The sequence below is a fragment of the Cupriavidus neocaledonicus genome, assembly GCF_000372525.1.
Classification (GTDB): domain Bacteria; phylum Pseudomonadota; class Gammaproteobacteria; order Burkholderiales; family Burkholderiaceae; genus Cupriavidus; species Cupriavidus neocaledonicus.
Map to the genome: position 1 here is coordinate 483,454 of NZ_AQUR01000106.1, position 17,865 is coordinate 501,318.

Annotated in this window: 17 protein-coding genes and 1 pseudogene; 9 read left to right on the forward strand and 9 right to left on the reverse strand. The window is 70.5% G+C overall.

Going from position 1 to position 17,865, the window contains the following annotated elements; genetic code table 11:
- Window positions 1–48: 48 nt before the first annotated feature.
- On the reverse strand, window positions 49–780 hold the full coding sequence (locus A3AG_RS0128080; protein WP_018008616.1) for a COG4648 family protein: 732 nt from the start codon (window positions 778–780) through the stop codon (window positions 49–51).
- A 266-nt stretch (window positions 781–1,046) separates the two neighbouring features.
- Between A3AG_RS0128080 and A3AG_RS0128085 the strand changes: the two genes are divergently transcribed.
- Window positions 1,047–1,307 (forward strand): phosphopantetheine-binding protein, encoded by a 261-nt coding sequence (locus tag A3AG_RS0128085; protein WP_018008617.1) that lies wholly within the window; start codon window positions 1,047–1,049, stop codon window positions 1,305–1,307.
- Between the two features lie 39 nt (window positions 1,308–1,346).
- Window positions 1,347–2,162, forward strand: a complete 816-nt coding sequence (locus A3AG_RS0128090; protein WP_018008618.1) for a glycosyltransferase family 2 protein — start codon at window positions 1,347–1,349, stop codon at window positions 2,160–2,162.
- A gap of 57 nt (window positions 2,163–2,219) precedes the next feature.
- Here A3AG_RS0128090 and A3AG_RS0128095 read toward each other — a convergent pair whose 3' ends face one another.
- The 4 genes and pseudogenes from A3AG_RS0128095 to A3AG_RS0128110 all read right to left on the reverse strand — a co-directional run bounded on the left by A3AG_RS0128095 (window position 2,220) and on the right by A3AG_RS0128110 (window position 7,002).
- On the reverse strand, window positions 2,220–2,396 hold the full coding sequence (locus A3AG_RS0128095; protein WP_018008619.1) for a glycine zipper 2TM domain-containing protein: 177 nt from the start codon (window positions 2,394–2,396) through the stop codon (window positions 2,220–2,222).
- Between the two features lie 170 nt (window positions 2,397–2,566).
- Window positions 2,567–3,451 (reverse strand): annotated as a pseudogene (locus A3AG_RS0128100) (NAD(P)-dependent oxidoreductase); the annotation flags it as partial.
- 267 nt (window positions 3,452–3,718) lie between these two features.
- A complete protein-coding gene (locus A3AG_RS0128105; RefSeq protein WP_018008621.1) occupies window positions 3,719–6,031 on the reverse strand; it encodes a cation:proton antiporter in 2,313 nt (770 codons plus the stop codon).
- Window positions 6,028–7,002 carry a LysR family transcriptional regulator gene (locus A3AG_RS0128110; protein WP_018008622.1) on the reverse strand — a complete coding sequence of 325 codons (975 nt, stop codon included), beginning with the start codon at window positions 7,000–7,002 and terminating at the stop codon, window positions 6,028–6,030. The genes A3AG_RS0128105 and A3AG_RS0128110 overlap by 4 nt, the downstream gene beginning before the upstream one ends.
- 135 nt (window positions 7,003–7,137) lie before the next feature.
- Here A3AG_RS0128110 and A3AG_RS0128115 point away from each other — a divergent pair, with 135 nt between their 5' ends.
- Complete coding sequence (locus A3AG_RS0128115; RefSeq protein ID WP_018008623.1) at window positions 7,138–8,115, forward strand: 3-hydroxyacyl-CoA dehydrogenase family protein; 978 nt, start codon at window positions 7,138–7,140, stop codon at window positions 8,113–8,115.
- Window positions 8,112–8,999, forward strand: coding sequence for a beta-keto acid cleavage family enzyme (locus tag A3AG_RS0128120; RefSeq protein WP_018008624.1), 888 nt, complete (start codon window positions 8,112–8,114; stop codon window positions 8,997–8,999). Before A3AG_RS0128115 ends, A3AG_RS0128120 begins: the two co-directional genes overlap by 4 nt.
- A 52-nt stretch (window positions 9,000–9,051) precedes the next feature.
- Here the strand turns inward: A3AG_RS0128120 and A3AG_RS0128125 are convergent, their stop codons facing one another.
- Entirely contained in the window at window positions 9,052–9,327 is a 276-nt protein-coding gene (locus tag A3AG_RS0128125) for a hypothetical protein (protein ID WP_018008625.1), read from the reverse strand.
- Window positions 9,328–9,578: 251 nt separating this feature from the next.
- Here A3AG_RS0128125 and A3AG_RS0128130 point away from each other — a divergent pair, with 251 nt between their 5' ends.
- Window positions 9,579–9,884 carry an H-NS family nucleoid-associated regulatory protein gene (locus A3AG_RS0128130; RefSeq protein ID WP_026164527.1) on the forward strand — a complete coding sequence of 102 codons (306 nt, stop codon included), beginning with the start codon at window positions 9,579–9,581 and terminating at the stop codon, window positions 9,882–9,884.
- 65 nt (window positions 9,885–9,949) lie between these two features.
- Here the strand turns inward: A3AG_RS0128130 and A3AG_RS0128135 are convergent, their stop codons facing one another.
- A complete protein-coding gene (locus tag A3AG_RS0128135; RefSeq protein WP_035849761.1) occupies window positions 9,950–10,393 on the reverse strand; it encodes a hypothetical protein in 444 nt (147 codons plus the stop codon).
- Between the two features lie 209 nt (window positions 10,394–10,602).
- On the opposite strand from A3AG_RS0128135, the gene A3AG_RS0128140 reads away from it, so the two are divergent.
- The 4 genes from A3AG_RS0128140 to A3AG_RS0128155 all read left to right on the forward strand — a co-directional run bounded on the left by A3AG_RS0128140 (window position 10,603) and on the right by A3AG_RS0128155 (window position 15,751).
- Complete coding sequence (locus tag A3AG_RS0128140) at window positions 10,603–11,292, forward strand: heavy metal response regulator transcription factor (RefSeq protein WP_018008628.1); 690 nt, start codon at window positions 10,603–10,605, stop codon at window positions 11,290–11,292.
- Window positions 11,289–12,746 carry a heavy metal sensor histidine kinase gene (locus A3AG_RS0128145; RefSeq protein ID WP_018008629.1) on the forward strand — a complete coding sequence of 486 codons (1,458 nt, stop codon included), beginning with the start codon at window positions 11,289–11,291 and terminating at the stop codon, window positions 12,744–12,746. The genes A3AG_RS0128140 and A3AG_RS0128145 overlap by 4 nt, the downstream gene beginning before the upstream one ends.
- A 116-nt stretch (window positions 12,747–12,862) precedes the next feature.
- Window positions 12,863–13,273: a VOC family protein gene (locus A3AG_RS0128150; RefSeq protein WP_026164528.1), complete on the forward strand. Its 411-nt coding sequence runs from the start codon at window positions 12,863–12,865 to the stop codon at window positions 13,271–13,273.
- A 294-nt stretch (window positions 13,274–13,567) separates the two neighbouring features.
- A complete protein-coding gene (locus tag A3AG_RS0128155) occupies window positions 13,568–15,751 on the forward strand; it encodes a heavy metal translocating P-type ATPase (RefSeq protein WP_306437438.1) in 2,184 nt (727 codons plus the stop codon).
- A 167-nt stretch (window positions 15,752–15,918) separates the two neighbouring features.
- Here A3AG_RS0128155 and A3AG_RS0128160 read toward each other — a convergent pair whose 3' ends face one another.
- Window positions 15,919–16,818 carry a polysaccharide deacetylase family protein gene (locus tag A3AG_RS0128160; protein WP_018008632.1) on the reverse strand — a complete coding sequence of 300 codons (900 nt, stop codon included), beginning with the start codon at window positions 16,816–16,818 and terminating at the stop codon, window positions 15,919–15,921.
- Window positions 16,819–16,830: 12 nt separating this feature from the next.
- Window positions 16,831–17,865: bifunctional UDP-4-keto-pentose/UDP-xylose synthase (locus A3AG_RS32110; RefSeq protein WP_018008633.1), on the reverse strand; the 1,035-nt coding region annotated here is incomplete at its 5' end.

A 17,865-nucleotide genomic window follows, 5' to 3' on the forward strand; every position in this document is an offset into this window, starting at 1 on the left:
GACGGAGCCTGTGCCTGTTGCGCGGGGCCGGGGCCGGGGGGCGGCGCGTCAGCGCGGCAAGCCGGGCCGGGCCGCACGGGCCGTCATCAGCGCGCGGTAGCCGTGCACCGCGTCGAGCAGCCCGCGGTGGCGCATGCCCGGAAAGACGATGCGGCGGTACACGGCCTCGGCCGCGAACATCAGGCCGATCAGCAGCGGCGTGGCCAGGTTGGCGAAACTGGACCAGGCCGCCACCGGGGCAAGCACGAACAGCAGCGTCGACACCCCCACCATCGCCGCGAAGAACAGCGTCCAGGCCTGGGTGACGCGCACGGTATAGCGCGCATGCGCGGCGGACAGCGTGCCGTGGATGGCGGTGGCGATCTGGGTGCACAGCGGGGTGCGGCCGCGGCGCAGGCTGAGCGCGAACATCGCGCCCAGCGCGGCATTGGCGCCCGCATGCTGCAGGTAGTAGGTCCAGCCGAAATGACCGGACAGCGGGGCGCGCCACAGCCACAGCGCCGCGCAGGCGGCGAGCAGCGCCAGCAGGGCGGGCACGCCCCCGGCCAGCCGGCGGCAGGCCACGAAGCCGATCAGCAGGAACGGCGCCGCGCCGAGCCACAGCGCGGCCACCTCGGCGCCGGGCTGGTGCGCCGCGCGATGCAGGGCCGATTCGTAGACCACGAAGGCTGCCACCGCGCCGATCCAGGCATGGCGCCGCCACCACGGGGCGGCGGCGTCCGCCGCGGGCACGGCGGCGGCGGGCGGGGGAAGGCGGTCGACGGGCTGGCTCGAAGGCATCTGTATGAGCTTGGTGTGTTGCGTAAGGCGCTTGGCGTGCGACGCGCCGGAAAGGCAGCGAGCGGCATGCGGAGCGAACGCTTTATACCCCAAAAGACCCTCCGGACGCGATCATGATTCCCCAATAGGTCGTTGATGTTGTTACTAAACTTCTCTCGACTGGCCCGGGAATGCCCCGTTTGATAGCATTCGGGTGCCCGACACCCGCAGCGGGATCCTTGTGCCCGGCACGAGGCGGCGCAGCGGCGTTCCAGCCATCTAGCAACATGACCGAACTCGAAACCGAACTTGCCCGCCTGATCCTCGACGAACTCGACATCGCCGAACTGCGGCTGGAGGACATCACCGCCGCGACCCCGCTCTATGGAGAAGGCTTCGGGCTGGATTCGATCGATATTCTCGAGATCGCCCTGCTGGTATCGCGCAAGTACGGCGTCGAGCTGCGCTCGGACAATCCCGACAACAAGACCATCTTCACCTCGCTGGGCAGCCTGGCCGCCTATCTGGCGGAACACCGCACGCGCTAGCCCGCCACCGCTTCCTTCAAGAACGGACAGGACCACGATATGCCGCAGCAAGCCACGCCCGCGCCGGCGCTGGTGGAAGGCGGCGCCGAGCCTTCGGCGACCCACCTGGTGCTGATCCCCAGCTATAACCCCGGCGTGCGCCTGCAGGAGGTGCTGCGCGGCGCGCGCGCGGCGTGGACCCCGGTGTGGGTGGTGGTCGACGGCAGCACCGACGGCAGCACGCAGTGGCTGCAGGCGCAGGCCGCCGCCGATCCCGGACTGCAGGTGCTGGTGCTGCCGAGCAACCAGGGCAAGGGCGCCGCGGTGCTGCACGGCATCGACCGGGCCGCGGCTGCCGGCTACACGCATGTGCTGGTGATGGATTCCGACGGCCAGCATCCGGCCCACCTGATCCCCGCGTTCATGGCGGCGTCGCAGCGCAACCCCGGCGCGATGGTGCTGGGCCGCCCGCGCTTCGACGCGAGCGCGCCGCGCGAGCGGGTCTACTGGCGGCGCATGTCGAATTTCTGGGTCGACGTGGAGACGCTGTGGGCCGGCATCGGCGATTCGCTGTTCGGCTTTCGCGTCTACCCGATCGCGCCACTGCGTGCGGTGATGCAATCCAGCCGCTGGATGCGGCGTTTCGATTTCGATCCCGAAGTGGCCGTGCGGCTGTGCTGGCGCGGCGTGCGCCCGCTCAACCTCGACGCGCCGGTGCGCTACTTCGACCGGCGCGAAGGCGGCGTCTCGCACTTCCGCTATCTGCGCGACAACCTGCTGCTGACAGGCATGCACCTGCGGCTGCTGGCCGGATTCGTGGTGCGGCTGCCCCTGCTGCTGTGGCGGCGCCTGCAGCGGCCATCAAGCCACCGCTAGCGCAAACAAAACAGGCCGCACGCGGCGGCCTGGATACGATGACGCTGTAGCGGCGCTTCACTTGCCCAGTTCGTGGCCGATCACGCCACCCACCACGGCGCCGCCGACGGTGCCGGCGGTGCTGCCGTCGGTCAGTTCATGCCCGGCGACACCGCCGGCGACCGCGCCCGCCGCCGTACAGCCGGCCAGTGCCATGCTTGCGCCTACCAGAAGCGCGCCTGCGAGTTTCCACATGATGGTCTCCTGCCTCGTTGCCGGGCCCGCCGCACAGGTCTCGGGATGACATCGAAGCGGCCAGGCCCTCATGCGTCCACTTTAGGCGTGTGACGCGGCGCGGCCCTTCCGTGAGGCGCCGATTGCCCTGTAGGAATCGGACGACGGCAGGGGTGGCGCGTACGAGGCCCTCAGGCCTTGCCGCTGTGCTGGCGCAGCCGCTTGATCAGCGATGAGGTGTCGGCGCGGCCACAGCCCATCTGCTGCAGGTCGGCGTAGAACTGGTCCACCAGTGCCGTGACCGGCAGGGCCGCGCCGTTGCGGCGGGCTTCGTCCAGGCACAGGCCCAGGTCCTTGCGCATCCAGTCCACCGCGAAGCCGAAGTCGAACTGGTTGTCGATCATGGTGGGGCCGCGGTTCTCCAGCTGCCACGAACCGGCCGCGCCCTTGCTGATGACATCCAGCACCAGGCGCATGTCCAGGCCCGCGCGCTCGCCGAAGGCGATGGCCTCGGACAGGCCCTGGATCAGGCCGGCGATGCTGATCTGGTTGACCATCTTGGCCAGCTGGCCGGCGCCGGATTCGCCGATGCGGGTGACGGCGCGCGCGTAGGCGGCGATCACCGGCTCGGCGTGCGCGAAGGCATCGGCGTCGCCGCCGCACATGATGGTCAGGATGCCTTTTTCCGCGCCGACTTCGCCGCCGGAGACCGGCCCATCGACAAAGTGCAGCCCGCGCTCGCCGGCCGCCGCGTACAGCTCGCGCGCGACGTTGGCGCTGGCGGTGGTGTGGTCGACAAAGATGCAACCGCTGGGGGCGCCGAAGAAGGCGCCGTCGCGCCCGGTCAGCACTGCGCGCAGGTCGTCGTCGTTGCCGACGCAGGAGCAGACCACCTGCGCATCGCGCACCGCCTGCGCGGGCGTGGCGGCGGATTTGCCGCCGAAGCGCCCGACCCAGGCCTGCGCCCTGGCGGCGGTGCGGTTATAGACGGTGACCTCGTGGCCTTTGGCGGCCAGGTGGCCGGCCATATGGAAACCCATGACGCCCAGTCCGAGGAATGCGACACGCATGCTGCTGCTCCGTTGCTTGTTTGATGTTCGGGATCGGTGCGGCGCGGGGGCGCCGGTCCCCGAGTATACGGGCCGGGTGGCGCCCCGGACAGATACAGAACTGCCGGCACCGGGGCATGACAGCCCGTGGGGCGGTCAGGACCCTGACGCGTCACAAGCGGGTCAGAACCCGCCTACGCCAGCATCCGTCCTTGTCCTATCCCTGGCGCCGCGCACGCTGCCTACATTGAACACAGGTTGCACCCCCGAAGGAGCCGACTCATGTCATTCGCGCTATATATCATCGGCCTGCTGGTCCTGGTGGGCGGCATTGCCTGGGGACTGTCGACGGCCGGGCTGGCGCCGGTCTATATCGGCATTGCCTGCCTGATCGTGCTCGGCATCGGCATCATGGCGGCCGTCTCGCGTACCCGCACCAAAGACCCTTCCTGACACCCCTGCCGTTACCCCGCCTTGCGGCTGCGGACCCGGCGCCATGCCGGGTCCGCCCGCGGGCTCCGTCACGCCGCGCAGCGGCGGGCGCACCAGGCTGGCGTGCCACGCCTGCTGGATCACCCGGGCAATCTGGTTGAACGCTTCCTTGGAAATCACCGCTTCCTCGCGCATCGCTTCCAGCGACAGCCGGCCCTTGCGCAACGCAAACAGCATCAGCAGGCGCCGCTCCAGCGCCACGGTATAGGCACCGAACTTGGCGCGCATGTCCGCCAGGCCCTCGGCGGCCGCGCGCGAGCGGTCTTCCAGCACGCCGTCGAGCACGGTCGCCATGCGCGCGCCGAACACCGGGGTCAGCATCGAGCGGTTGTAGCGGCGCAGCCGGTCCAGCACGGTCTGGCGGCAGATCAGCAGTTCGAAGCGGTCGGCCAGCGCGCGCGCCAGCGGGCGGTCGATGCCCAGCCGGCGATGCAGCAACAGCGCCACCTTGAAGCCCAGGTGATAGTCCAGGATATGCCGCGCGGCGCGGTTGTAGCCGATGCGGCCCTGTTCGCGCGCCGCGTCGATCATCTGCGCGGTGTTGCGCATCATCGCGTCGAGGTTGGCCACCGAGATCACGCCGTCGCCGTATTCCGGAATCAGCTCGCGCTCGCGCGTGGCCAGCGTAACCAGGCCGATGCTGAGGCGGTCGCGCTCGGACAGGGCGGTGTCGAAGTCGAATTCCGCCGAGCCCAGCTCGATGCCGTGCCGGTACTTCTGCGCCGCCTCGCGCGCGATTGACGGAGGCAGGTCGAACGAATCGGCCACGCGCGCCATCATTGCCTCGACTTCCTCGGTGGAGAGGCGGATCGCCTGCAACTGCAGCGCGCGCTCCTGCGGCGAAAGCTGGTCCAGGCCGAGCCGGTGGATCAGCGCGCGCAGCGTGGTGCCGTTGAGCAGCAGGCTGACCAGCACGAAGCCGGTCGCGAGGATGGCGACAAAATGCCGCGTTTCATAGGGCAGGTTGCTGTTCTCGGCGATACCCAGCGCCAGCACCAGGGTCACCGCGCCGCGCAGCCCGCCCCAGGCGATGGCGAGCTTGAAGGCACCGTCGATCGGCGAGCTCAGCCGCAGCCACGACAGCAGCGGCAGCAGCCCGAACAGCGTCACCAGGCGCGCCGCCAGCGCCGCGAGCACCAGCGCCAGCAGCAGCCAGCCATGATGCCCGGTCACGCCCGCCAGCATCGACGGCACGCGCACCGCGGCGAGCAGGAACACCACCGCGCCGGCAATCCCGGCGAACTGCTCCCACATCATGCGCAGGTGGCGCCAGTTGGGCGGCGCCAGCCGCGTGGGGCCCAGCGCGCTGACCATCAGGCCGGCGCACACCACCGCGACCACGCCCGACACGCCCAGCAGTTGCTCGGCCAGCAGGTAGAGCGGGTAGGGCAGCGCCAGGGTCAGCGCGCTTTCCGCCATGGCCAGGCCGGCCAGCCGCGGCAGCAGGTCGGACACCAGCCGCCCGGCCAGCGCGCCGCACAGCACCCCGCCGACAAAGGCCCAGGCCAGCTCGCGCAGGCCCGCCGCCAGCGTCGCCTGCGCGCCGTGCCCGGTCAGCATCGCCACCAGCACGCCGACGATGGCGATGGCGGCGGCATCGTTGAGCAGGCTTTCGCCTTCCACCAGCCGGATCAGCCGCGCCGGCGCGCCCACGTCGCGGAAGATCGCGATCACCGCGGCCGGGTCGGTGGTGGCCACCACCGCGCCCAGCAGCAGGCACACCGCCAGCGGCATGCCGCTGGCCGCCGCGGTGGCCACGCCGATGACACCGGTGGCCACCACCACGGCGACGACGGCCAGCAGCAGGACCGGCGCCGCGTCCGGCAGCATGCCGCGCACGTCGGCGGTCAGCGCGGCGTGGAACAGCAGCGGCGGCAGGAAGATCCACAGGTAGGCCTCGGGCGGCAAGGCCGGGTCGATCAGCGGATGCAGGAAGTGCCGGGCAAAGTCGGGGTGGGCGGCGTCGATCGCCACATAGCCCGCGCCGATGGCAATGCCGATGGCCGACAGCAGCGTCGATTCCGGCAGCACCAGCCGTGCCGCGGCCACCTGCACCACGGCGACGATGGCCAGCAGCGCGCCGGCCAGGATCAGGATATCGACGATGATGCTCATGCGCCGGCCTCCGGGGCCTCCGGGGCCTCCGGGGCCTCCGGGGCCGCTGCGGGCACCGCAGCCGGCAGCGGCGGGCTGGCCAGCCGCGCGCGCACGGCCGCCGCCAGTTCGGCCGCCGCCGGCGACAGGCTGCGGTTGCGCGCGGTGACCAGCCCGATCGAGCGCTCGGTTACCGGCGCGGTCAGCAGCCGCTCGACAATGCCGGGCTGGCGCACCGTGCCGGCGGCGATCTCGGGCAGCGCGGCGACGCCGAAGCCGCATTCGACCATGGCCGCGATGGTGGCCAGGCGTTCGGCCTCGAACACCGGCTGGAAGCGGATGCGGTTCTGCAGGAAGGCCCATTCCGCGTACTGGCGCACGCTGCTGGGATGGGTCATCGACACATGCGGCGCGGCGGCGGTGTCGGCCCAGCGCAGCGGTCCGGGGCTGCGCGCCAGCGCATGCGCAGACGGGATCAGCAGCACGAAGCGGTCCGACAGCAGCGGCTCGTACTGCAGGTCGGCCTGTTGCGGGTTGGCGGCGGTCAGCGCGAAATCCACCTCGCCGGCGCGGACCAGGTCGAAAGCCGGCCCGGACAGGGTGTCGAACACCTTCAGCGCCACTTCCGGGCGGGCCTGGTGGTAGGCCATCAGCACCCGCGGCAGCACCCGCGCCGCCAGGGAGGGCAGCGCGGCCACCGCGACCTGGCCGCGCTCGGCGCTGGCGATGCCGGTCACGGCGTCGATGGCGCCGCGGAACGCCGCCTGCAGCAGCGCGGCCTGCTGCATGAAGACCTGGCCCGCCGCGGTCAGGCGCACGGTGCGGGTGGTGCGGTCGAACAGGCGCACGCCCAGCGCTTCCTCGATGCGCAGGATCTGGGTGGACAGGGCGGATTGCGACAGGTGCAGCTGGCTGGCGGCCTGGCGGAAGTTCAGCGTGCGGCCCAGCACCAGCGTGGTTTCGATGTCGCGCATCGACAGGTTGATGTTCATGGAAGTGGCGCTTCGGCGGCGTCCGTGGCCGGGACCGTCAAGGCGATTGATCTGATTTGGTGATCATTTTATCCAGAGAATCGACTTCTTCAATCAAAGCGGGTTCTCTACACTGGCGGGATGCCAGGAGAAACCATGTCCAACGCCACCCCCGCGCCATCGCCATCCATCCTGAGCCGGCCGGGTGCCGTCCACGCCGTGGTGGTGGGCGGCGGCACCATGGGCGCCGATGTCGCCGTGGTGCTGGCCCGCGCGCTGTGCCGCACCACCGTCGTCGAACCCGATGCCGGGCGTGCCGGCGCGCTGCCCGGCCGCGTGCGCGCCAACCTCGCGGCGATCGGCCGCGAAGCGGGCGCGGAACGCCTCGCGGTGGCGGCGACGCTCGACGCCGTGGACTGGTCCTCGGTCGGCCTGGTGATCGAGTGCATTCCCGAGGAGCTGGCGCTGAAGCAGGCGCTCTTCGCGGAACTGGTGGCGCGGGCGCGCCCGCATGCGCTGCTGGCCAGCAACAGCTCCAGCTTCCCGATCAGCGCGATCGGCGCCGGCCTGGACACGCGTGAACGCATGCTGGGCCTGCACTTCTTCATGCCGGCGCACCTGGTGCCGCTGGTCGAGGTGGTGCTGGGAAAGGCCAGCGACGAGCGCCATGCCGACGCGCTGGCCGCGTTCATGCGCCGCTGCGGCATGGTGCCGGTGAAGGTGCGCAAGGACCTGCCCGGCTTCCTCGCCAACCGGCTGCAGCATGCGCTGTCGCGCGAGGCCTTCAGCCTGATCGACCGTGGCATTGCCTCGCCCGAGGACGTCGATGCGGCGGTGCGCTTCGGTTTCGGCTTCCGTTTCCTGGCGGCCGGGCCGGTGCTGCAGCGCGACCATGCCGGCATCGACGTGCATGCGGCGGCCGGCGCCACCATGTACCCGACCTTCTGCAACGACGACCATCCCGCGCGCTGCCTGTCCGAGCGCGCCGCCGACGGCCGCCACGGCATGAAGCGCGGCGAAGGCTTCTACGCATGGACGCCCGAAACCATCGCCGCCGAGCGCGCGCGCTACGACCAACTGCTGCGCGCCGGCCTGGCGCTGATCGCGCCCGAACTGCCCGAGATCCAGCCATGACCGACACCCCAGTCCAGGCCGCCACCCAGCCTGTCCCGCAGCGTGCGGCGCTGGCCGAATCGCCACTGATCGTCACCGTGGCGCCCAACGGCGCCTACAAGCGCGCCAGCGACCATCCCGCGGTGCCGCTGACCGCGGCGGCGCTGGCGGCGGAAGCGCGCGCCTGCCTCGACGCCGGCGCCGCCATGATGCATATGCACGTGCGCGATGCCCAGGGCCGCCATTCGCTCGATGTGCAGACCTACCGCGACGCGCTGGCCGCGGTCAGGGGGGCGGTCGGTGACGCGCTGCTGGTGCAGGTGACCAGCGAGGCCGCCGGCGTGTACCAGGCTGCCGAGCAGATGGCGATGGTGCGCGCGCTGCGCCCCGAAGCGGTCTCGGTGGGCCTGCGCGAGGTCGCGGTGCCGCAGCTCGCGGACAGCGAGCTGGCGGCGTTCTTCAACTGGCTGGCGCGCGAACGGGTGATGACGCAGGTGATCCTGTATGACGCGGCCGACGTGCGACGCTGGCAGCAAATGCGCGCGCGCGGCATGGTGCCGCCGGGCGCGTGGTCGGTGCTGTATGTGCTGGGACGCTACGCGGCGGGACAGGTGTCGTCGCCGCACGACCTGCTGCCGTTCCTGCAGGCCGCCGCCGAGGGTGGCGAGGCACTGCCGTGGGCCATCTGCGCGTTCGGGCGCGAGGAGAATGCCTGCGTCACCGCGGCCGCCGCGTTTGGCGGCCATGTGCGGGTGGGCTTCGAGAACAACCTGCTGTTGCGCGACGGCAGCCTTGCGCCCGGCAACCATGCGCTGGTGGCGCAGGCGGTGCAGGGCGGGCTGACGCTGGGCCGGCCGAGCGCCGATGCGGCCGATGCCCGCCGCATCTACGGCGAGGTGCGCTGAACAGGGCGCGCCGCGCGGCGCTTCAATGAGCCGTCAGGGTCGTCTGCGGCCGTCAGGCGCCGTCGCTGAAGCTGTCGCGCGGGCTGTTGGGGTTGTGGGCACCGTCGCCGAACGGATTGCGCGCGCCGGTCGCGGTGTGCTCGCCGTCGGTAAAGCTGCTGCGGGTGCCGGTGGCGGCGTTGGCACCGTCGGTGAACGGGCTGCGCGTGCTGGTCACGCTGCGCGCGCCATCGCTGAACGGATCGACGCTGCGTGGCGCGGCTTGGGCGGCGCCGGCAACGCCGGCAATAAGAGCGGTGGCGACAAAGACTTGCCTGAGTGCATGCATGGATCGCTTCTCCGTGAGGTTGCCGGTCCGGAATGGGCGGCGATGTGGCAAGTCTAGGTGTCGGCCCCCCACACGAGCATGACCGCCACATGACATTGCCGTCATCCGGCGGGCATTAGTCGGCACCGCCGGCACGCCGCAGAAGCTGCCGCCGGTCAAAGGCTGTAGAATCATGGCTGTCCGACCGGCCTGTGGTTCCATCGCCGGTTTTTCATTGCCCGCGGAAATGCAGCGGGCCTCTCACAAGAGTCATGTCCGAGTCTGATTCAGCCAAACTCGCTGCGGTGGCGTGGATCCGCGAGCAAATGGACCGTCATGCCCTGAGCCTCGACGACCTGGTCGAGGCCGGGTGCTTCGACAAGGTTGCGGCGGCACCGGCGGGCGCCGGCGAACCTGCGCCGTCGGCGGCCACCGCCACCGCGCCGAAGCCCGCGGGCGCGCGCCCGCTGTACCGCAATGCCCTGGGCCAGAGCTGGGACGGGCAGGGCGAGTATCCTGACTGGCTGCAGCGCGCGGTCAACGCCGGGCAGTCGATCGACTTCTTCCGCGTCGATTAAGTCGCTGCCAGGCCCCGCCAAATCCCGTGGATCCCTGCCGGGCGCGGCGCTGCCGGGCGCGGCGCTCAGCAGTGCGGGGGCAGCAGCCGTAGCACCGGCAGCATCGGCAGGATGCCGGTGAATGCCGCCGGCGTGGCCATGGGCGCCACATGCGCGCGGTGCACGAACACCTCGGCAGGCAGTTCGCGCAGCACGTTGGCAGCCGCGGCAGGCTGCGGGGCGGTGCCGGCGGCAGTGTCGCGCGGGGCATCCGGCTCGCCCAGCTGCAACGGCTCGCCGTCGCCGGCGGGCTCGGCCATCACGCGCACCGCGCTGGCGCCGCAATCCAGGCCGGCGGCGCCGTCCAGCGACGCTTCCGCTGCCAGCTTGACCGCGACATGGCGGTCCGGCAGCGACAGGCCAGCCGCATGCACCGCGCCGCCCATCCGGTTGTCCGCCGCCGCGCTGCCCGCAGCGGACAGCGCAAGCAGGGCAAGAGACAGCAACCAGGAGCTAGGCAGGCGTTTCATCGCAGGGAAAGCGGCAGAATGGGGGACGATGCGCGCGGGCAAGCCGCGCGCGATGGCGGTGAGCGCGCATTCTACCGGTGTTTTGCGCGGCCATGCCGTGGCAATGCGTGGGCATGGCGATGACATTTCTGCAATCTTTACCCATTTGCCGCCATCCTCGGCTAGCGTTACGCCATGGCGGCACTGGGCCGCCCGAAAGTGACTGAATCATGCGTATCCTGATTGTCGAGGACGAACCCAAGGCAGGCGACTACCTGCACAAGGGGCTGACCGAATCCGGCTTCGTGGTGGACCTGGCGCGCGACGGCGCGGACGGCCTGGCCCACGCGCGCGAGCATCCTTATGACCTGATCGTGCTGGACGTGATGCTGCCCGGCCTGGACGGGTGGGAGGTACTGCGCGAACTGCGCCGCGAGCGCGACACGCCGGTGCTGTTCCTGACCGCGCGCGACGAGTTGTCGGACCGCCTCAAGGGCCTGGAGCTGGGCGCCGACGACTACATGGTCAAGCCCTTTGCCTTTGCCGAGCTGGTGCTGCGCATCCGCACCATCCTGCGCCGCGGTCCGCTGCGCGAGAGCGAGTTCATCGAAGTGGCCGACCTGCAGATCGACGCCATCCGCCGCCGCGTGGTGCGCGCCGGCCAGAAGATCGACCTGACCTCGAAGGAGTTCGCGCTCTTGTACCTGCTGGCGCGCCGGCGCGGCGAGGTGCTGTCGCGCTCGCTGATCGCCTCGCAGGTGTGGGATGTCAATTTCGACAGCAACACCAATGTAGTCGACGTGTCGATCCGGCGCCTGCGCGCCAAGGTCGACGACCCGTTCCCGCGCAAGCTGATCCATACGCGCCGCGGCATGGGCTACGTGCTGGACGATGGCGATGAGCGGGTGCAAGACGCATGATGCGGCTGCCGTCTTCGCTTACCACGCGGCTGGCGCTGGCCTACGGGCTCGCCACCGCGGCGATCCTGGCCAGCGTGGCGGCGTACCTGTCGAGCGCGCTGTCGGCCCAGCTCGAAGGGCGCGATGAAAGCGAGCTGGTGGGCGAGGTGCTGCTGGTGCGGCACCTGCTGCGCGAAGTACGCAGCGAGGCCGAGATCCGTGCCGATACCCACCGCTTTGCCGATATCGCGATGGGCCACGAGGGCCTGATCCTGGTGGTGCGCACGCGCCAGGGCGAGCCGCTGGTGACGCTGAACCCGCGCAACGAGACCGTGCCGCCGCTGCGCGTGCTGCCGGCCACCACGCAGCCCGAGAAAAGCATGCTGCAGACCTGGCGGCCCAAGAACGGCGTGCCCTCGCGCGGCATTGCCGCGCTCGGCCAGCTGGGCGACTCGGACAAGGCCGTGGAGATCGTGGTGCTGCGCGATGCCGGCTATCGCGTGGCGCTGATCCGCGAATATCGCCACCAGCTGCTGTGGGCCACGCTGTGCGGCGCCGCGGTGGCGGCCGGACTGGGCTTTGCGCTGGCGCGGCGCGCGCTGCGGCCGCTGCGGCGCATGGCCGCCGATGCCGCCGCGGTGACCACCAGCCGCCTGGCCACGCGCCTGGACGTGGGCAGCGCGCCGGCGGAGCTGCGCGAGCTGGCGGCCGCGCTCAACGACATGCTGGCGCGGCTGCAGGACAGCTTCTCGCGGCTGTCCGAGTTTTCCGCCGACCTGGCTCATGATTTCCGCACGCCGATCAGCAACCTGATCGGCCAGACCCAGGTCACGCTGGCGCAGAGCCGCACGACCGCCGAGTATGAGGCGCTGCTCGAGTCCAACCTGGAGGAGTACGAGCGCCTGGCGCGCATGATCGAGAACATGCTGTTCCTGGCGCGCGCCGACCATGCGCAGGTGGCGCTGGACGTGCGTACGCTGGACGCGCGCGAAGAACTCGACAAGATGGCCGAGTACTTCGAAGCCGTGGCGGCGGACCGCGAGGTCATGCTGACGGTTTCCGGCTCGGCCCCGGTTGAGGCCGACCAGACGCTGCTGCGGCGCGCGGTGACCAACCTGCTCGACAACGCGCTGCGCCATGCGCCGGCGGGCAGCACGGTGCGGGTCGACGTTGCGCGCGCCCCGACCGCCACGGGCAGCGGCACGGGCACCAGCATCCGCGTCAGCAACCCGGGGCCGGCGATCCCGCCGGAGACGCTGCCGCATATCTTCGGCCGCTTCTACCGCGCCGATCCGTCGCGGCGCAACTCGGCGGCATCGACCGGGCTGGGCCTGGCCATCGTCGACACCATCATGCGGCTGCACGGCGGCAGCGTGACGGTGCGCAGCGTCGACGGCCTGACCGTGTTCACGCTACAGTTCCCGGCCGAGCCGGTGCCGCTGCCGTTGCCTTCCGCACCCGCCGCCGTATCCTGAGGCCGCCCTTGCACTCGCCCCGCGCGCGCGGATAATGGCGCGCGTGCCGGCCGCCGCCGCTGCGGAGCGTCCGGCAGCCCATGTCATGCAACCCGATGGACAACCAGGAGAGCAACATGCAGGTGCAACCCTATCTGGATTTCGGCGGCCGCTTCGACGAGGCGGTGGCCTTTTACGGCAAGGTGCTGGGTGCGCAGGTCACGTTCGCGATGCGCTATAGAGAAGCGCCGCAGGACCAGGGCATGGCGGTGCCCGACGACTGGAAAGACAAGGTGATGCACGCCAATCTGCAGATCGGCGAGAACCAGGTGATGGCCTCCGACGGCCGTCCCGGCGAGCGCCCGGCGTTCAGCGGCTTCAGCCTGTCGGTGGGCGGGGTCGGCCGCGACGAAGGCCGGCGCATCTTCGAGGGCCTGAGCGAAGGCGGCCAGGTGGTGGTGCCGTACCAGAAGACTTTCTGGGCCGAAGGCTTCGGCATGCTGGTGGACCGCTTCGGCATGTCGTGGATGGTCAACTGCGAGCACTAGCAGCCCGTGCGGCATGGCCGGCATCACGAACGCCATGCCGCTTGACTCTGTAGCCACTACAGGGTCTTCAATGTCATCAGGTCAAACCAGCGCGAACAACAAGACATGGCTCGCACGTCACCTGAAGACGCCCTTCCGCACGATCACGCCGTCCAGCACGATGGGGCGCATGGCGCCTGCCATGCGCATGATCACGATCACCACGGCCACGCTCACGACCACGACCACGCTCACGACCATACACCGGCGCCGGCCGCGTGTTGCGGCGGCGGGTGCGCGTCGACCGTCGCGCTGATGCCGCCGGCACCGGTCGCGGTACCGGCCGGCGCCCGCACCGCTACCTGGCGCATCGACGCCATGGATTGCCCGACCGAGGAAACGCTGATCCGCAACAAGCTGGGCGGCATGGCCGGCATCGCCGCGCTCGAATTCAACCTGATCCAGCGGGTGCTGACGGTGCACCACACGCTGCCGTCGGCGGAGCCGGTGGCCCGCGCCATCGAAAGCCTGGGCATGCGGCCGGTGCCGCTCAGCGCCGCGGCCGCGCAGCAAGTGCTGCCCGAAACCGCAGCGCGCAAGCCGTGGTGGCCACTGGCGCTGGCCGGTGTCGCCGCGCTGGGGGCCGAGGCCACGGAGTGGCTGGGCCTGGGTCTGCCGTGGCTGCCGGCGGTGCTGGCAGTCGCCGCGGTCGCGCTGGGCGGGCTTACTACCTACCGCAAGGGCTGGATCGCGCTGCGCAACGGCAACCTGAACATCAACGCGCTGATGAGCATCGCCGTGACTGGCGCGCTGTTGCTGCGCCAGTGGCCGGAAGCGGCGATGGTCATGGTGCTGTTCGCGCTGGCCGAGCGCATCGAGGCGGCGTCGCTGGACCGCGCCCGCCATGCCATCCGCGGCCTGATGGCGATGGCGCCGGAGCTTGCCACGGTGCGCCGCGCCGATGGCAGCTGGGACACCGTGCCGGCCGCCGGCGTGGCCGTCGGCACGCTGGTGCGGCTGCGCCCGGGCGAGCGCGTGGCGCTCGACGGCAAGGTCGTGCGCGGGCAGTCGGCGCTGGACCAGGCGCCCATCACCGGCGAAAGCGTGCCGGTCGACAAGGCCGAAGGCGATGCCCTCTACGCCGGCTCGATCAACCAGTCCGGCGAACTCGAATACACCGTGACCGCGCCCGCCAGCGACTCGACGCTGGCGCGCATCATCCACGCGGTGGAGGCCGCGCAGGGCAGCCGCGCACCCACGCAGCGCTTTGTCGACCAGTTCGCGCGCATCTACACACCCACGGTGTTCGCGATCGCGCTGGCGGTGGCGGTGGTGCCGCCGCTGCTGGCGGGCGGCGCCTGGGTGGACTGGATCTACAAGGCGCTGGTGCTGCTGGTGATCGCGTGCCCGTGCGCGCTGGTGATCTCCACCCCGGTCACCATCGTCAGCGGGCTGGCCGCGGCCGCGCGGCGCGGCATCCTGGTCAAGGGCGGAGTCTATCTGGAGCAGGGGCGCGAGCTGGCCTGGGTGGCGCTGGACAAGACCGGCACCATCACGCACGGCAAGCCTGCGCAGACCGACCACGCGCTGCTGGCCGACGAGGTCCCGCATGCGCGCGCCATCGCCGCCAGCCTGGCGGCGCGCTCCGACCATCCGGTCTCGCGGGCGGTGGCCGCAGCGGCGCGGGCCGACGGCATCGCCACGCTGCCGGTGGAAACGTTCGAGGCGCTGGCGGGGCGCGGCACGCGCGGCACGGTGCGGGGCGTGGAATACCGGCTCGGCAACCACCGCCTGGTGCATGACATGGGCGCGTGCTCGCCGGCGCTGGAGGCGCGGCTGGAAGCGCTGGAGCGCGAGGGCAAGACGGTGGTGCTGCTGGCGCGGGTCAATGACCAGGGCGCCGCCACCGCGCTGGCGCTATTCGCGGTGGCCGACACCGTGCGCGACACCAGCCGCGAGGCGATCGCCGAGCTGCATGCGCTGGGCGTCAAGACGCTGATGCTGTCCGGCGATAACCCGCACACGGCGCAGGCGATCGCGGCGCAGGTCGGCATCGACGAAGCGCGTGGCAATCAGCTGCCGCAGGACAAGGCCGATGCCATCGCCGCGCTGGCCGACGCGGCCCATGCACGCGGCGGCCGCATCGGCATGGTTGGCGACGGCATCAACGATGCCCCGGCGCTGGCGCGTGCCGACGTCGGCTTCGCCATGGGCGCCGCCGGCACCGACACCGCCATCGAAACCGCCGACGTGGCGCTGATGGACGACGACCTGCGCAAGATCCCGGCGTTCGTGCGGCTGTCGCGCCGCACCGCCACCATCCTCAGGCAGAACATCGCGCTGGCGCTGGGCATCAAGGCCGTGTTCCTGGTGCTGACGGTGCTGGGGATGGGGACGATGTGGATGGCAGTGTTCGCCGACATGGGGGCGAGCTTGCTGGTGGTGTTCAATGGGCTGCGGGTTGGGGCGCGGCGCGGGGGGAAGGCTACCGAGTCATAAAAACCCGCTCTATTTGCTCCCCTCTCCCCCTTGCGGGAGAGGGGCAGGGGGTGAGGGCAGGCACTGGCATACCACAGGTCTCAACTTCGTGGGTACGCCCGGCCCTCACCCCAACCCTCTCCCGCAAGCGGGAGAGGGAGCACACAATCGGTATTCGGGGCGATGCGTCAGCCCAACTGCGGCTGCACGATCAACTCCCCGCTCCGCCCCGGAATCTCGCCCCACGTCACCGGCAGGCGCGGCAGCGTCGCGCAATCCAGCTCGCGATACCACGTGCCCATCGACACCAGTTCGTGCCCCTGCGCACGCCAGCCCGCCAGCAGCCGTTCGAACACGGGCGCGAGCTTGCCGCCTTCGAGTTCGGCATGCAGCGTGAACACATGGTCGCGCGTGCCTTCGGTCAGCTTCAGCAGGGCGGTGTGGACGTTGTCCTCGGTCAGGCCGTCGGTGCCGATCAGCTCGTCCAGCGTCGGCAGCGTAGTCGGCAACTGCACGTGGCGGCAGGGCACGCCGGCGATCGTGGGGATATAGGGCGCGCTGCCGCGGCCGTCGGACGCGTAGGCCATGTCCCAGATGTCGATCTGGCGGAACGCGGCCTCGTTCATCTGCCAGCCGGCCGCGCCGTGCGTGGCCGGGGGCTCGCCGAAGATCTCGCGAAAGCGTGCGAAGGCGCGCTGCATCTGGTCGCGGGTCCAGGCGGCATCGCGCTCGCGCACATTGTCCTGCCAGTAGACGTGGTCCCAGGTGTGGATGCCGCATTCATGCCCGGCGGCGCGCGCCGCGCGCATTTCGGCGGCGCCCTTGCGGCCGATATCCGGGCCGGGCAGCAGCACGCCGTACATCAGCGTGCGCAGGCCGTAGTTCGACACCACCGAGGTGCGCGACACCTTGCGCAGGAAGCCGGGGCGGAACACGCGCCGCAGCGCCCAGCCGGTGTGGTCCGGGCCCAGGCTGAACAGGAAGGTGGCCTGGGCGTGCGCGGCCGCCAGCAGCGACAGCAGCCGGGGCACGCCTTCGCGTGTGCCGCGCAGTGTGTCGACATCGACCTTCAGGGCGATCCGTGCCATGTGGGTGCGCGCTCAGTTGCCGGAATCGACCAGCGTGCGGGCCTCGACCACCTTGCCCCGGTAGGCCTCGAAGATGCGCCGCAGCGCCGCTTCCATGCCGATCTCGGGGCGCCAGCCCAGCTCTTCGATGGTGTTGTCGATCTTAGGCACGCGGTGCTGCACATCCTGGTAGCCCTTGCCGTAGAAGTCGCCCGACGAGGTCTCGACGATCTGCGTATGGCGCGCTTGCTGCGCGTATTCCGGGTAGTCGGCGGCCATCTTCAGCATCATCTCGGCGAGCTCGCGCACCGAGTGGATATTGCCGGGGTTGCCGATGTTGTAGATCTTGCCGCTGGCCACGCCGCCGGGATTCTCGATGATGCGCATCAGCGCGCTGATGCCGTCGGCGATGTCGGCGAAGGCGCGCTGCTGCGCGCCGCCGTCGACCAGCTTGATCGGTTCGCCGCGCACGATATGGCCCAGGAACTGCGTCACCACGCGCGACGAGCCTTCCTTCGATTCGAAGATCGAGTCCAGCCCGGCGCCGATCCAGTTGAAGGGGCGGAACAGCGTGTAGTTGAGCCCTTGCTCCATGCCGTAGGCGTGGATCACGCGATCCATCAGCTGCTTGGAGCAGGCGTAGATCCAGCGCGGCTTGTTGATCGGGCCGTAGACCAGCGGCGAGGCGTCGGGGTCGAATTCCTCGTCGCCGCACATGCCGTAGACCTCGGAGGTCGACGGGAACACCAGGTGCTTGCCGTACTTGACCGCGGCGCGCACGATCGGCAGGTTGGCCTCGAAGTCCAGCTCGAACACGCGCAGCGGCTGGCGCACGTAGGTGGCCGGGGTGGCGATGGCGACCAGCGGCAGCACCACGTCGCACTTGCGGATGTTGTACTCGATCCACTCCTTGTTGATGGTGATGTCGCCCTCGAAGAAGTGCATGCGCGGNTGGTCGACGAGGTCGCCCAGGCGGTCCGTGTTCATGTCCATGCCGTAGACCTGCCACGGCGTGGTTTCCAGGATGCGGCGCGTCAGGTGGTGGCCGATGAAGCCGTTGACGCCGAG

What these genes read in the sequence shown, in the direction of transcription:
- A3AG_RS0128105 (WP_018008621.1), bottom strand. Translation starts at nt 6,031, where the DNA reads ATGAGCATCATCGTCGATATCCTGATCCTGGCCGGCGCGCTGCTGGCC.
- A3AG_RS0128120 (WP_018008624.1), top strand. Translation starts at nt 8,112, where the DNA reads ATGACCGACACCCCAGTCCAGGCCGCCACCCAGCCTGTCCCGCAGCGT.
- A3AG_RS0128125 (WP_018008625.1), bottom strand. Translation starts at nt 9,327, where the DNA reads ATGCATGCACTCAGGCAAGTCTTTGTCGCCACCGCTCTTATTGCCGGC.
- A3AG_RS0128130 (WP_026164527.1), top strand. Translation starts at nt 9,579, where the DNA reads ATGTCCGAGTCTGATTCAGCCAAACTCGCTGCGGTGGCGTGGATCCGC.
- A3AG_RS0128140 (WP_018008628.1), top strand. Translation starts at nt 10,603, where the DNA reads ATGCGTATCCTGATTGTCGAGGACGAACCCAAGGCAGGCGACTACCTG.
- A3AG_RS0128150 (WP_026164528.1), top strand. Translation starts at nt 12,863, where the DNA reads ATGCAGGTGCAACCCTATCTGGATTTCGGCGGCCGCTTCGACGAGGCG.
- A3AG_RS0128110 (WP_018008622.1), bottom strand. Translation starts at nt 7,002, where the DNA reads ATGAACATCAACCTGTCGATGCGCGACATCGAAACCACGCTGGTGCTG.
- A3AG_RS0128135 (WP_035849761.1), bottom strand. Translation starts at nt 10,393, where the DNA reads ATGAAACGCCTGCCTAGCTCCTGGTTGCTGTCTCTTGCCCTGCTTGCG.
- A3AG_RS0128095 (WP_018008619.1), bottom strand. Translation starts at nt 2,396, where the DNA reads ATGTGGAAACTCGCAGGCGCGCTTCTGGTAGGCGCAAGCATGGCACTG.
- A3AG_RS0128155 (WP_306437438.1), top strand. Translation starts at nt 13,568, where the DNA reads ATGCCGCCGGCACCGGTCGCGGTACCGGCCGGCGCCCGCACCGCTACC.
- A3AG_RS0128090 (WP_018008618.1), top strand. Translation starts at nt 1,347, where the DNA reads ATGCCGCAGCAAGCCACGCCCGCGCCGGCGCTGGTGGAAGGCGGCGCC.
- A3AG_RS0128145 (WP_018008629.1), top strand. Translation starts at nt 11,289, where the DNA reads ATGATGCGGCTGCCGTCTTCGCTTACCACGCGGCTGGCGCTGGCCTAC.
- A3AG_RS0128080 (WP_018008616.1), bottom strand. Translation starts at nt 780, where the DNA reads ATGCCTTCGAGCCAGCCCGTCGACCGCCTTCCCCCGCCCGCCGCCGCC.
- A3AG_RS0128115 (WP_018008623.1), top strand. Translation starts at nt 7,138, where the DNA reads ATGTCCAACGCCACCCCCGCGCCATCGCCATCCATCCTGAGCCGGCCG.
- A3AG_RS0128160 (WP_018008632.1), bottom strand. Translation starts at nt 16,818, where the DNA reads ATGGCACGGATCGCCCTGAAGGTCGATGTCGACACACTGCGCGGCACA.
- A3AG_RS0128085 (WP_018008617.1), top strand. Translation starts at nt 1,047, where the DNA reads ATGACCGAACTCGAAACCGAACTTGCCCGCCTGATCCTCGACGAACTC.